Source organism: Kurthia sibirica, assembly GCF_003143975.1.
Taxonomy (GTDB): Bacteria; Bacillota; Bacilli; order Bacillales_A; family Planococcaceae; genus Kurthia; species Kurthia sibirica.
Window position 1 is genome coordinate 1 of the sequence record NZ_QFVR01000028.1, and the last position, 12,616, is coordinate 12,616.

15 protein-coding genes are annotated in these 12,616 nt (G+C 35.2%); 8 read left to right on the top strand and 7 right to left on the bottom strand.

The annotated features are described in order from the left end of the window. The 3 genes from DEX24_RS15045 to DEX24_RS15055 form a co-directional block, all read right to left on the bottom strand. Positions 1 to 127: cold-shock protein (locus tag DEX24_RS15045; protein ID WP_146193003.1), on the bottom strand; the 127-nt coding region annotated here is incomplete at its 3' end. Positions 128 to 296: 169 nt separating this feature from the next. After that, a complete protein-coding gene (locus tag DEX24_RS15050; RefSeq protein WP_109306888.1) occupies positions 297 to 497 on the bottom strand; it encodes a cold-shock protein in 201 nt (66 codons plus the stop codon). A gap of 227 nt (positions 498 to 724) precedes the next feature. Continuing rightward, a complete protein-coding gene (locus tag DEX24_RS15055; protein WP_249033891.1) occupies positions 725 to 1,033 on the bottom strand; it encodes a DUF1033 family protein in 309 nt (102 codons plus the stop codon). Between the two features lie 97 nt (positions 1,034 to 1,130). Here DEX24_RS15055 and DEX24_RS15060 point away from each other — a divergent pair, with 97 nt between their 5' ends. The 3 genes from DEX24_RS15060 (at position 1,131) to DEX24_RS15070 (ending at position 4,818) form a co-directional block, all read left to right on the top strand. Continuing rightward, positions 1,131 to 2,858 (top strand): globin-coupled sensor protein, encoded by a 1,728-nt coding sequence (locus tag DEX24_RS15060; RefSeq protein ID WP_109307239.1) that lies wholly within the window; start codon positions 1,131 to 1,133, stop codon positions 2,856 to 2,858. 144 nt (positions 2,859 to 3,002) lie between these two features. Then, positions 3,003 to 3,638 carry a 5-bromo-4-chloroindolyl phosphate hydrolysis family protein gene (locus DEX24_RS15065; protein WP_109307240.1) on the top strand — a complete coding sequence of 212 codons (636 nt, stop codon included), beginning with the start codon at positions 3,003 to 3,005 and terminating at the stop codon, positions 3,636 to 3,638. A 4-nt stretch (positions 3,639 to 3,642) separates the two neighbouring features. Further along, positions 3,643 to 4,818, top strand: a complete 1,176-nt coding sequence (locus DEX24_RS15070; RefSeq protein WP_109307241.1) for a toxic anion resistance protein — start codon at positions 3,643 to 3,645, stop codon at positions 4,816 to 4,818. Positions 4,819 to 4,860: 42 nt separating this feature from the next. On the opposite strand, the gene DEX24_RS15075 is transcribed toward DEX24_RS15070, so the two are convergent. The 3 genes from DEX24_RS15075 to DEX24_RS15085 all read right to left on the bottom strand — a co-directional run bounded on the left by DEX24_RS15075 (position 4,861) and on the right by DEX24_RS15085 (position 8,040). Continuing rightward, positions 4,861 to 6,756, bottom strand: coding sequence for a vWA domain-containing protein (locus tag DEX24_RS15075; RefSeq protein ID WP_246131541.1), 1,896 nt, complete (start codon positions 6,754 to 6,756; stop codon positions 4,861 to 4,863). A 9-nt stretch (positions 6,757 to 6,765) separates the two neighbouring features. Beyond that, positions 6,766 to 7,629 carry an AAA family ATPase gene (locus tag DEX24_RS15080; RefSeq protein WP_109307242.1) on the bottom strand — a complete coding sequence of 288 codons (864 nt, stop codon included), beginning with the start codon at positions 7,627 to 7,629 and terminating at the stop codon, positions 6,766 to 6,768. Between the two features lie 210 nt (positions 7,630 to 7,839). Beyond that, a complete protein-coding gene (locus DEX24_RS15085) occupies positions 7,840 to 8,040 on the bottom strand; it encodes a DUF6501 family protein (RefSeq protein WP_109307243.1) in 201 nt (66 codons plus the stop codon). A 336-nt stretch (positions 8,041 to 8,376) separates the two neighbouring features. Between DEX24_RS15085 and DEX24_RS15090 the strand changes: the two genes are divergently transcribed. From DEX24_RS15090 to DEX24_RS15110, 5 genes are all read left to right on the top strand, one after another. Further along, complete coding sequence (locus tag DEX24_RS15090) at positions 8,377 to 8,646, top strand: hypothetical protein (protein WP_109307244.1); 270 nt, start codon at positions 8,377 to 8,379, stop codon at positions 8,644 to 8,646. Between the two features lie 110 nt (positions 8,647 to 8,756). Beyond that, positions 8,757 to 9,242 carry a nucleoside 2-deoxyribosyltransferase gene (locus tag DEX24_RS15095; RefSeq protein ID WP_109307245.1) on the top strand — a complete coding sequence of 162 codons (486 nt, stop codon included), beginning with the start codon at positions 8,757 to 8,759 and terminating at the stop codon, positions 9,240 to 9,242. 74 nt (positions 9,243 to 9,316) lie between these two features. Further along, entirely contained in the window at positions 9,317 to 10,225 is a 909-nt protein-coding gene (locus DEX24_RS15100; protein ID WP_109307246.1) for an EamA family transporter, read from the top strand. Positions 10,226 to 10,429: 204 nt separating this feature from the next. Next, positions 10,430 to 10,780 carry a hypothetical protein gene (locus tag DEX24_RS15105; protein ID WP_109307247.1) on the top strand — a complete coding sequence of 117 codons (351 nt, stop codon included), beginning with the start codon at positions 10,430 to 10,432 and terminating at the stop codon, positions 10,778 to 10,780. A gap of 731 nt (positions 10,781 to 11,511) precedes the next feature. Further along, positions 11,512 to 11,883, top strand: coding sequence for a hypothetical protein (locus DEX24_RS15110; RefSeq protein WP_109307248.1), 372 nt, complete (start codon positions 11,512 to 11,514; stop codon positions 11,881 to 11,883). A 111-nt stretch (positions 11,884 to 11,994) separates the two neighbouring features. Here DEX24_RS15110 and DEX24_RS15115 read toward each other — a convergent pair whose 3' ends face one another. Then, the gene (locus tag DEX24_RS15115; protein WP_109307249.1) at positions 11,995 to 12,474 is read right to left on the bottom strand and encodes a hypothetical protein; all 480 of its coding nucleotides are present in this window, start codon (positions 12,472 to 12,474) and stop codon (positions 11,995 to 11,997) included. Positions 12,475 to 12,616 lie beyond the last annotated feature (142 nt).

Below are 12,616 nucleotides of genomic sequence, written 5' to 3' on the forward strand. Positions count from 1 at the left end.
CGTCTAAAGATTTGAAACCGTCGCCTTGGATAGCTGAGAAGTGAACGAATACGTCATTTCCGCCTTCGATTTCGATGAAACCGAATCCTTTTTCTGCGTTAAACCATTTTACTGTACCTTGTGTCATGTGTGTTTCCTCCAATAAATAAATTTAATACGTATTTTTTTATCGAAAGATTCCGATGAATATTTACATATTATTAAACGTATCAAATCAAATGTTACGCTTAATAATAAATAAATAATAAAAAAATTATAAAAGAAAGATGGCCGAAACCATCTTCTTATTTTGCAGATTAAAGTTTAGTAACGTTTTCTGCTTGTGGTCCGCGGTTACCTTCAGTAACTTCGAATTCAACTTTTTGACCTTCGTCTAAAGATTTGAAACCGTCGCCTTGGATAGCTGAGAAGTGAACGAATACGTCATTTCCGCCTTCGATTTCGATGAAACCGAATCCTTTTTCTGCGTTAAACCATTTTACTGTACCTTGTGTCATTTAAAAAACCTCCAAAATTAAAGTGAACAATATGAAGCGTTCTTACCATACAAAAAATCCACATATTATAATAAGTACCATAATATACCCTGATCACTTATTATAATATGTGAATGGTCGGTAACGGTATTTCTGTTTCATTTGTTAAATATATTATAGCATACGGTAATTTAATGTCAATAGATATATGAACATTATTCTAGCACCAGAACCATATATTGCCAAAGTTATTGCTCTTCTTGCCATATAAGCCCATGGTAAATCTGTACTGAATCAGCACATTGCTCACAAAAATCTTCGTCACCTTCAGACCAGAATGCCCAAAAACGTTCTTTGTTCTTTCTATTGTAACAGAATTCTGTTGAAAACTCTTGTATTTTTTTAGCGAGATAGCCCTGTGCCTCTCTTTCATCTGTAAAAATACTTTCTGATACAACATAATCCTGCCAGCCTTCAAATTGCCACCACGGTTCATAATCTGCTTTCATATAAATCACTTTATACATAATACCCCTTCTTTCTACGTCTTTATACATATCTCATTCACCTTTTTTGTACTATACGACCTATATCGAATATGATAAAATAACTATATAGACTATTGTACAAAAAATCATACTTGGAGGTTTTACAATGTTATCTTCTATTAGACCTAAGTTACGACTGGATCAATTATTAGAACGTGGCACGGATATCGTCTCTGCTGAACGCTTTACGAAAACATTAGCCTTTAATCATTTTACGACCAAAGACCAAGAGAATTTACAATACATCTTTGATAAGCTAGCACATTCAACACCATCTATGCGTGAAATATTCACTCAATATTTAGTAGAAATCTCACCAGCAGATAGTCCAGCTATTTCAGAAGCAATGATTGATGCTTATTTACATAATTTCTTCTTAGAACCACGTAACACTTCTCAATATGTTGATTGTGCACTTCGTTTTTTCTATAAAATAAGAGAATATAATTTAGAGGTTGGTAAAACAATTGTCGTGTTTAATCAATTCGCTTTTTATATTACTACCCATCTATTGTATAACTTTGGTTTCAAGCCTGCCAAAGCATTTGACTTGATGCGTTCCTTCCAATCTGCTGTGAACGTTGACCAGGAGCTACTATTTGAAGCTTTTACAGAGCGCACCTTGGAGCATTCCGTTACAGAGATTACACAGTTAATCGATATTAATTCGCAAATTATGTATATGAAGGATCTTATTTACAGTTTAAATAGTCAAACGGAAGAAATACATTCGTCTACAGCTGCGACAGAACAAATTACCGCTTCTATTTCAGAGGTTGCTAGAACCTCTTCCCGTATTTCAGAAAAAACAAACCAATCTGTAATGTATGCACTGAATTCACAAAATGAAATTGGGAGCGCTTTAAATGAAATTATGACAACTGGTGAAACATTTTCTTCTATAGTAGAGTCTTTTAGCGAATTACAAAAACGTGTCGGGGATATTGAAAATGTTGTAACGCTCATCAACCAAATTGCTGATCAAACTAATCTACTTGCTTTAAATGCTTCCATTGAAGCCGCTCGTGCCGGCGAACATGGTAAGGGCTTTGCTGTCGTTGCACAGGAAGTTCGCAAACTCGCTGAAAATACAGTTGCTGCTTTGACGGAGGTGTCTACTAATGTCAAACATTTAAAATCTTATTCAAATAGTGTACAAGACTCTATTACAGAGACGACAACTATCATAAAAGAAGCCACTTCAGATGCGAAAAATTCATTGCCATTATTAAGTCAAATTGTCGTTGAAATTTCCGAGATTAATGATGCTGTCAAAATGACTGCCTCAATCTCTGAAGAACAATCCACAGCTATTGACGATGTGTCGAATCGAATGGTTCAAATTTCCGACCTTCAAAATGATATTCGAGCGCTTGGTGAAGCCACTTCTTCTGGTATTCATCGCTTGAGTAAAGAAATTGATGGCTTCCGACTAAGTCTTGTTACAGATAGCAATGTTCCATTATCCAGTTATGCCCTACTGCAACTTTCCAAAGCAGATCATATATTATGGAAGTGGAAAATTTATAATATGTTCCTTGGGCTAGAAGAAATTGATGCGAGTACGATTTCTTCACATCGAGATTGTCGTCTTGGTAAATGGTATGAATCACCGAAAACCATTGCTCGATTTGGTTCTATGGCTGCCTTTAAAGATTTGGAAAGCTATCACGCTACTGTTCATAGCTCAGCGCAGCAAGCTGCTAGCTACTATAATAATGGTGATACTAAAAAAGCTGAACAATGCCTAGCTGAGATTGAAGAAGCATCAAAACATGTGCTTGAGTTAATTAATTTATTAATTGATAAAATCAATCAGCAGCGTAAAGATTAACTTGTCTGAACTGTTTTCCTAGTGCTAATTTTAGTATTAGGAGACAGTTCTTTTTTGCCTATATTTTAATAATATATATTCTGAATTGAAACCTTCTCATTTTTCAATCGTATATAACTAAAGAGGATTTAGGAGGGATATCAAATGTTACATGCAGGACATTCAATTATGCGATTTATTTATTCGCTTATAACAATACCCATTACACTATTAATTGCTACACTTGGTTTCGGATTAGGCTTTTTCATCAGTTCAGCCATTTCGATTTTAATTTTCATCGTTAGCAATATTGCACTCAAGGCTTACCAACGCTCAAAAAAACGTCGCCAATTCAGTTTTACACGTTCGGAATATAATCATATAGAAGCGCAGCTTGCCGAAGCCAATGAATCATTGCGCCAATTTAATCGGATGTATACGAAAATTCGCTCCATTTCAGGTATTAAACATTTATATGAAATGAGCCGATTATCAAAACGGATTATCGCGATTGTACAAGCAAACCCACCAAAATTTTATCAAGCGGAGATTTTCTTCTACTCTCATCTCCCTTCAGCTGCTGAATTAACAGAGAAATTTGCATTCCTAACGCGGCAACAAGTGAAGGATACGGAGTTGCATATCGCCTTACAGCGTACACGTGATACGCTAGAAGATTTATTGCAATCAATGGAAAAAGATTTACGTCAGGTTTTAGCTTCTGATATTGAGGAATTAAAAGTAGAGTTAGATGTTGTAAAAATTTCAAATAGAAGATATGCAGGAAATAAGGAGGATTAGCATTATGACTGAGAATAAAACGGATCAATCACTCGATGATCTATTATCTAGTCCATTTTCAATGGAACCAAAACAACAAGAACTAGTAAAAAATGATTCACAAGTTCGTCCTCTTCGTCAAATGGAGCGTTTATCTGAAGAAGATCAGAAAAAGGCAGTACAATTAGCTTCACAAATACCAACTGGCAGCTACGAAGCGATTCTAACTTATGGGGCTAACGCTCAGACTGCACTATCAAACTTCTCAAATAAAATGCTTGATCATGTACAATCAAAAGATATTGGACCAGTTGGTGATATCTTAAAAGATTTAATGCATAAGCTAAATGAAATCAACCCAGAAGAGCTTCAACAAGAGCAACCGAAAGGTTTGCGCAAACTATTTGGTCGCGTCCAACGCTCGATTCAAGAATTGGTTACACGCTATCAAAAATTATCAACACAAATTGATCGCATTGGCGTACAACTGGAACATTCAAAACGTGGTTTAGTCGACGATGTACAAATGCTTGATAAATTATATGATCAAAACAAAACATATTTTGAAGCATTGAATGTTTATATCGCGGCTGCAGAGCTGAAACGCGATGAAATTAATAATGATATTATTCCAGCCATGCGAAAAAAAGCGGAAGCATCCAACGATCAAATGGCCGTTCAAGAAGTAAATGATATGGCCCAGTTTGTCGATCGTTTGGAAAAACGCATTTACGATTTACAATTATCGCGACAAATCACTATCCAATCTGCTCCTCAAATTCGTATGATTCAACAAACGAACCAAACATTAGCAGAAAAAATTCAATCATCGATTATGACAGCCATACCACTATGGCGCAATCAAATCGCGATTGCATTGACGCTGAATAATCAACGTAAAGCCGTTGAAGCTCAAAAACAAGTTACCGCTACGACAAACGAGTTATTATTACGTAACTCTGAAATGCTGAAAGTAAATACGATTGAAACCGCTCGAGAAAACGAGCGTGGTATCGTAGAAATTGAAACACTAAAAACCACACAAGAGAATCTTATCTCTACTATAGAAGAGACACTTCAAATTCAAGCTGAGGGTCGAGAGAAACGTCGCGATGCTGAGATTGAGATCGGTCGTATGGAAGAAGACTTAAAACAACGTCTGCTATCCTTGCAAAACAACCCCAAAAATACAACTAACTAGAATGTAAAAAACGCTTGAATAGCTCAGCTATTCAAGCGTTTTTTACATAGATGAAACGACGAGTGCTAAAACTTTTCGCAGGATGCGTAGTGTGATTTCTGAAAAATGCTCTACATCATCTGCAACAATCGATTGCTTCCCATAAATGGTCGCAAAAAGTTGTAGTTGTTCTTCACTTGGCATTGTTGTATTTAAAAATAAATGCAGCACGGTAATTTGTTCTTTTTCCGCTTCGATTACAGCTTGTGCAGTATCTAAAACCCCATTGAGCGCATACTCAAAAGCCGATGGTTCACCATCCGAAAAAATAAGTAAAAATCGATGTCTTTCAGATCGACGCTTTAATCGTTCGGTCATCCAACGAATGGCAAAACCATCTCGATTGTCTTCATGAGGTTCCATTGCCACAATATTCATACTTGAATCTTTTGAACCGTCTTCTAATTTATGCAACCACTCAAATGTATTCGGTTGATTTTCTGCCGTTGCTTCATAGGCATCCTCATAAAAATTGACCATTTCATGCGTAATAGTTAATGAGCGCAAGACATCATGAAATAAAAGTACTGCTTTTTTCGTATCTGTCATTTTATCCATCATTGAGGCAGAACCATCTATTAACAAACCAAAGACGGCATCTAACGGTTTTGCTGGTGCATCTTTTTTATAAAAAGGTTTTGGTCGATCATCTGTCACAAAACTCAATAACAACCGTTGGGATAAACGCCCGTAAGAAAGATGTGTGCGTTTATCTATTTTTTTCTGCGCCATACGTTTGCGTAACTCTGTCGTTAACGCACGCACATGAGGTTCTTGCTCTAAACGCCACTGCTCAATCATCTGCTGCTCAGCTGCTGTTTGAGATGCTTCAATACGCTTTTCTTCATAAATAACATGCTCATGTTCTTTCCCAAAACTGTCGCCTGATTGATTGTATTTCTTTTTTAATTGTTTTGTAGCGGCACTGTCTTCTTTTTGTGGTTTGGCACTCGAATCACTATCCCCACCCGTTCCCACTTCAGAAATATCTTGTCCGCCCTGCCCCTCTACTGCTTCGTCCGACAACGCTTTACCAGCATTACCACGTTCTAATTCAAAGCGCATATGCGTGCCAGAGTCATCTTGTGATTCACGATGCCATGTACGGAAAACCTCTTCAATTGTTTCCTTTGCTTCATCGGTATTTCCTTGTTCAACGCCACAAACACCTTTATGCTCATGATCTGCTATAAAATGCTGTGAAACGCTATCAAGTAACGCATAGAAATTTAACGTGAGATCCTTTGTCATGAGAAGCTCAATCATTGGATTGAGGCGATAAATAATAGCGATAGAATCCGTTGTTTTGTCACTATCATATACATGTTGCCAAAGCGGTAGTAATTGCTCGAATTTATCATAAATACCACCAGTTGGTAAAGACGGAGCACCTTCATGAATGGCAACATATAAATAAGTCATCAATGCTTCAGCTAAGAAACCTTTTTGGCGATAATCATCCATCTGATGTTTGTAGGTTGCCAAATAAGTCGCACTGCGTAAGGCAAAAGCTTTTTTTGTCCCCGGCCGAGTTTTCCCAACTTGTTCCATCAAACGAAACTCCTCCGCCATAATAAAGAGTTGCTTCATTAACTTTGGATAATGAAAATTAGTTAGTTCTTGCTCTAATTCTAGCCACTCAAGTACAGCAAAATGACGCCAAAATCCTTCTGTAAGTAGATAAATATCTGATAAACGCCCTAAATGCATTGTCGATTCATCACGATGACGCCAAAATACGGACATAGCTATCGTTTCTTCATTTGGCGTCAGCTCCATGAATTGACGTTCGATTAGTGATAAGGTACTGTTTCGTGCTAAAGCTCGAGCCAAATTTTCATAGGAAATCATCTGTCTTGCATCAATCTGCTCGTTATTAAATTGGATAAAGCGGTCCATTCAAATCACCTACCCAATCCAAGTATTAGCCAGCTCCATTACAAGCTGTTTTTCAGACTGATCTTCTAATTTTTCAGAGATAGCATATTGTATAGCACGTGAAATATCTATATGCTGAGCCAAATCTATTGCATCCAATAAGCTACGGATGGATGCTGCTTCTTCACTCAACAACCCAGTGATTACTTGCTGACGCAAATCTTGCGATAAGTTTAACATCATCTGTTTTAAGTCCATTTGTAAGTCATCATATGTTTCATCAAGGAGTTCTGCTAATTGTTCACCAGAAATATAGGGTACACTATACGATATAAAACGGTTCTTTAATGCTTCATTCATTGGTGTCGTACCAATATAGCCTTCATTGATAGCTGCAATGACACCAAAGTTTTCATGGGCATGTATGACTTCTCCTGTGAAAGGATTCGTTAACATACGGCGATAATCTAAGACGCTATGTAAGATTGGGAGCGTTTCAGGTTTAGCCATATTAATTTCATCTATATAAAGTAGGTGACCAAGTTTCATCGCTTTAACAATTGGCCCTTCTATAAACTCAATCATCGTTTGATTGTCTTTTTGCACAACTGTTTTAAACCCTAGCATACTCTCGGCATCCAAATCGACGGAGCAATTAATGCTATGCATCGGTTGATTAAAAAGTGCAGCAATAGATTCCGCCATTTTTGTTTTCCCTGAGCCTGATGGACCTTTTAGTAAGACTGGTTTTTTTAATACCAAACTTACTAATACATCTTCAAATAAATGTTCGTCTGGTGATTTATACCCTCCCTGTGGGATGAGGTTACTATAACGAAGTTCATTGGTAATAAGCTGTCTCTTTTGAATCTCTTGCTGAATGATTGCTAACATGGTTACTGCCTCCTTTTCTAACGCTTCTCTTAGCATAACATATTCCCTAATTCTGCTTATAAAAAAGCTGTTTTTAAACAGCAAAAAAACTATTCCATGCGCTTAAATCCCTCTTTTTGTTATCGTACTTGCTCCAACTACTTGTCGATTGCAACTACTATATAAAGTGGAATTTAAATGCTAATGAAATAGCTTTGTCCATCCTATTGATTAGTGACTAAAGTATTCTTTGTAAAAACCGCCTATTTTTCCTGTATTATCAATTACGAAATAAAACTCGTCTGTCTCATTTTTCAATTCGTATTCTTTTCCCACAGTCAAAACATTTGATACAACATATTTTTTCGCATCTGTTTGTACACAAGTTAATTTTTTAATCGTCGGCGCGTCTGCCCAATTGATATGAATCATTTTCATCGTCCTCTCTGCTTACGTTTAATACTATTCTACCCTTCATTACATTGCATTTCTAGTATATTGTAGGTATTTTTTTAAAGTCAACAATAATTATGATATGCTTTATATATTCTTGACATCGGAGGTTTTAACTATGCTATTATTCGGTTCCACACCAACTTGGTTTTTCATCATTGCTTTTACAGTTATTCTGCTCTTTATTTTAATTTCAGAATTCCTTACACGTAAATAATTTTCTTTGTGTATACAGGTTTATATTTTCTCTTTAAGTGGAAAATACAACTACTCTACAATAGAAAGATTAGATGGTGAAAGGAATGTGCCACATAATTGAAACTCACTCGCGCTGGTAAACAATTTATCTCGAAAGCTACAGAGGATAACGCATCATTAATGCTACGCTTTTATGGCGTAAGAAGTCCCGATGGTATGATGATCGGTGCAGATATCGATACACTGATTGATTCGGACTTAGTCATTACTATTGAAGGTTATCAAATCGGTGTCTCTCCTGAAGTGCTAGACCAATTAAAAATGACGACAATTCATGCGGATACCTACCAACAAAAAGAAGGTCTCATTTTACTAAACTGCAAATAATTTATAACCACGTCGCCCTTAACAGGCGATGTTTTTTTATATAGTTTTAAAAAGAGGTTGTTTTTAATTGATAAAATACATACAATAATACAGAATGGAGGTCACTATTTATGAATAAAGGTTATTTAGCCAATGGCTTATTCGGTCTAGGCGATCGTTTAGTTAATGAGCTAGTTGCATCGGCAATCCGTAAAACGATTGATGGTGTAGATTTATATGTACCACAAGAGAATTTTGCTATTAATGATAAAACAGCATTTGCTAACAGTGAAGAAATTGCTACTGCAGACATTGACGCATTAAAAAATAGTGATTTTTTAGTAGCTGTTATCGATGGTGTAGAGATTGATAGTGGCGTTGCTGCAGAAATAGGTGCGTTTTCAATGTTAAATCGTCCTATCTTTGCCCTTTTCACAGATTCTCGCCAACAAGGTCGCGATCACCTACAAAAAATCGCCGCTTTACAACAAGACGCCGTTGAAAATCAATTCGTCTATCGCAATCTTTTTGTGATTGGATTGATCAAACAAAATGGCATTGTATCCTCATCCATTGAAGAACTTACTGAAGCATTGTCACGCCACATTTCTCCATAGCATTTATAGCTTACACGGCCATCTACTAGACGATTGTAAACTATAAATGTACTTATAAAGGAGAAAATATTTTTATGTGGTTCTTATTTGCAATGATTACTTGGGTTTGTTGGGGAGCAGCAAACTTATTTTATAAAAAAGGCTCTGATATTAAAGATAAAAACAGTCATGCTAAAATCGCAATTATGGTCGGTATTGTTATGGGTATTCATGCGACAATTTATATGTTCGCTAATAATCTAGACTTCCAATTCGAAAATATGATTAAATATTTACCTATTTCAGCCTTGTATATCACCTCAATGATTTTTGGTTATGTCGGTTTACGTTACTTAGAACTTTCAATTGCTGCGCCATTGCAAAATACTTCAGGTGCAATTACAGTAATTTTGTTATATATTTTCTTCCCAAGTGAAAACAATTGGATTCACTATAGCGGAATCGCCATTATTACATTTGGTGTGGTATGGATTGCTGTCATTGAACGTCACCAAGATGAGATTATACGTAAATTGGCTGGGGTCAAAGTTGATAAAAAATATCAATATGGCTTCGTTGCACTCGTATTCCCACTTTTATACGCTATTCTTGACGGCGTTGCATCATTCGGTGACGGCATCGTACTTGATAATTTGAAATTATTAACTAGTGATGAAGTACTTATTGCTTATGAATATACTTTCTTCATCGTAGCGATTATCTACTGGCTTTACTTATATTTCGTAAAAAAAGAATTTATGAATATTTTCAAACAAAAAGACCGTACCATTGCTGCTGTCCTTGAAACAGGTGGTCAATTCTTTTATGTGAAGGCAATGGCATCTTACGCAATAATTTCTGCACCTATTATTGCCTCATTCTTTATATTTTCGATTATTCTAGGAAGAATATTCTTAAAAGAAAAACTTTCAAAACGTCAATATTTTGTTATTTTCATCATAATGATTGGCATTGTAATGCTAGGTGTTGCCGACGAAATTTAACGATATAAATGCAGCTAGTCAAGGGATTTATTCCCCGCTCCTAGCTGTTTTTTATTGACTTTATTCGTAAATCCATACTAGGGAATAAACTATATCAAAAACCGCTATTTTACAACGACAAATAATTGGACAAGATCTTCAATCAAAGAAGAATTATTATTTGGAATAGCGTATAATAGAAGAAGTTTCTAGGAGGTCGATTGAATGCACTCACTAAATAACCGTTTTGCCATTGCACTTATTACAGCCTTTTTATCTACAATAACTGTAAAAATATTTTTCTATGATTCGATTGAAACGAGCAGACTATGGTATGTATTTAGCTTATATGTTTTACTGTTAATCACTTATGGCATAATCGCTTCTTACATAATCGATTGGCTCGCTAGTTTTTTTAAGATGCAAATAATGAAAATACTCATACGTATTCTTTTATTCATAATCGTTGGTAGTTTGCCATTTTTAGGTTCTAGTAACTTAATGATTGCCGGAATCATAGCCGCGGTATTTTATGTATTAACAGAAGCTCTTTTTCCACAAAATAAAAAGCGATAAAATTTTCACACTACATAACGTTGATGAAAAAAAGTGCCTTCTGTAAAAAAGTGGCGCTGACATTTCATTAACGTTATTTTTCAGTAATCTTTTTATTGCTAATAATTGTTATTACATATGCCCCAAGCGTATACCTATTTGGCTAGCTTGTCAGTCAATTACCTCTAAAATGCATGATAATCAAATACAAAAATTAACCGCTTAAAATGGTTTGAATAACTTACTGTTCTGTAATATAAGTGTCGACGTTATGTTTGTTCTTGTGGAAAACATTTTTCAGAGAAGGCTTCTTTTATGGAACGTAATCAATGCTTTTCTAAAGAAGTTGGTTTACACCTTGGCTAGACGAAAAAAGTGCGTCATAAACAACCTCTCATCTTATCGTACATCTATATGGTGCTATAAAATATATTGGTTAGCATAGCATTCTTCTGTACGCGCTTTATTAATAAAAGAAAAGCTTGTTCCCATAATGGGAACAAGCTTTTCTTTTATTGTATGAGGTAATTTGATGAATGCTATTTAAAGCAAGAGGAGTTAGCTTTAAATAAGCATGCAGCCAATTAAATCTACGTTGTTAGTATTTAAATACCCTCCGATTTCGTTATTAAAACATTTAATATATATATATTCAGTTTATTTAAGTTTTTATAGGTAACTACCCGCCATTATATGTTAGTCTTTTCGTTTTCATGGGTATTAAAGAACTACAAAGAAAGATGGTGAATTCAATGTTCAATTTTAGGAATACACAACATGACAAAGATTTTCACTATTTATTGAATTGCTATACTAAGTATACCTCAAGTGAACCAACAGATGAGTGGATATCCACTAGTTATATTATTTCAGGCATCGGTTTAACTGATACATTTTTAAGTTCACTTGTACAAGATATGGCTCTAAACTATGATAGCTTAATTGAAAAAATCTCCATACTACCCAGTGCTCAAAAAAATCTTTGTCGTTATGCTATTCAGTTAAGTTACCCTGGCTCAGAAAAAATAAGCTTTAATCAAGTTGTTAAAAATATTGCACAAGATGATCTCAAATTGTTATTGAGTGCTGTAGATACGCATTACTTTCACAAACAATTATCATAAGTAGAAGCATAATTCATGCTACATGACTTGTCACCATGATGCTTCTACCCTACATAAAAATAGCGGAATAATGTGTACATTTATGTAGACATTATTCCGCTATTCTATTGTTTAACTGCCTGAATAATCATGCTGTTTCATAGGTTTTTTTGCTTTTTTGTCCTTGACAATTGCTTCATTACTTGTCGACACAGCACTTAGCTGTCTTTTTAAGATACGATATTCTTGTTCAGTTATTTCATAATATAAGTTATCTGCATCAAAATATGGCTTACAAATATAGCGGGCATTTTGCTTATCATCCCATAAATAATAATTCGATTTTACAACATTTTGTTTTTCATTTGTAAACTGTATATACATTGCTGACAAATGGTCTGTTCTATGATCAGCAAGTTTAATATTGCGTGCATCTGCAATCAATTCGCTAGAACGAGCAAAAATTTGATCATCTGATAGTGTTCTAGTAACATCGATTTTCCCGTGTGAATCGACAGAACCGAGCTGTACAGAATTAGGTAGTTGCTTATTGCAAGCACCGAGTAAGGCAATTAATAAAACGACAAAAAAACTCATAGCTATGCGCTTCATCAAAATCCCCCTCAACTTATTTATATACTACTAATACCCATTTTAATGCAGTTCTAACGTTACTTAAAAGTTGATTAATTATTAGAAAAATCAAAAAAAACATTTACTTTTCCACTTCAACGCATTAAACTGTATTTACTGT

Coding starts and splice junctions, on each gene's coding strand:
- DEX24_RS15050 (WP_109306888.1), bottom strand. CDS start 497: ATGACACAAGGTACAGTAAAATGGTTTAACGCAGAAAAAGGATTCGGT.
- DEX24_RS15055 (WP_249033891.1), bottom strand. CDS start 1,033: ATGTATAAAGACGTAGAAAGAAGGGGTATTATGTATAAAGTGATTTAT.
- DEX24_RS15060 (WP_109307239.1), top strand. CDS start 1,131: ATGTTATCTTCTATTAGACCTAAGTTACGACTGGATCAATTATTAGAA.
- DEX24_RS15065 (WP_109307240.1), top strand. CDS start 3,003: ATGTTACATGCAGGACATTCAATTATGCGATTTATTTATTCGCTTATA.
- DEX24_RS15070 (WP_109307241.1), top strand. CDS start 3,643: ATGACTGAGAATAAAACGGATCAATCACTCGATGATCTATTATCTAGT.
- DEX24_RS15075 (WP_246131541.1), bottom strand. CDS start 6,756: ATGGACCGCTTTATCCAATTTAATAACGAGCAGATTGATGCAAGACAG.
- DEX24_RS15080 (WP_109307242.1), bottom strand. CDS start 7,629: ATGTTAGCAATCATTCAGCAAGAGATTCAAAAGAGACAGCTTATTACC.
- DEX24_RS15085 (WP_109307243.1), bottom strand. CDS start 8,040: ATGATTCATATCAATTGGGCAGACGCGCCGACGATTAAAAAATTAACT.
- DEX24_RS15095 (WP_109307245.1), top strand. CDS start 8,757: ATGAATAAAGGTTATTTAGCCAATGGCTTATTCGGTCTAGGCGATCGT.
- DEX24_RS15100 (WP_109307246.1), top strand. CDS start 9,317: ATGTGGTTCTTATTTGCAATGATTACTTGGGTTTGTTGGGGAGCAGCA.
- DEX24_RS15105 (WP_109307247.1), top strand. CDS start 10,430: ATGCACTCACTAAATAACCGTTTTGCCATTGCACTTATTACAGCCTTT.
- DEX24_RS15110 (WP_109307248.1), top strand. CDS start 11,512: ATGTTCAATTTTAGGAATACACAACATGACAAAGATTTTCACTATTTA.
- DEX24_RS15115 (WP_109307249.1), bottom strand. CDS start 12,474: ATGAAGCGCATAGCTATGAGTTTTTTTGTCGTTTTATTAATTGCCTTA.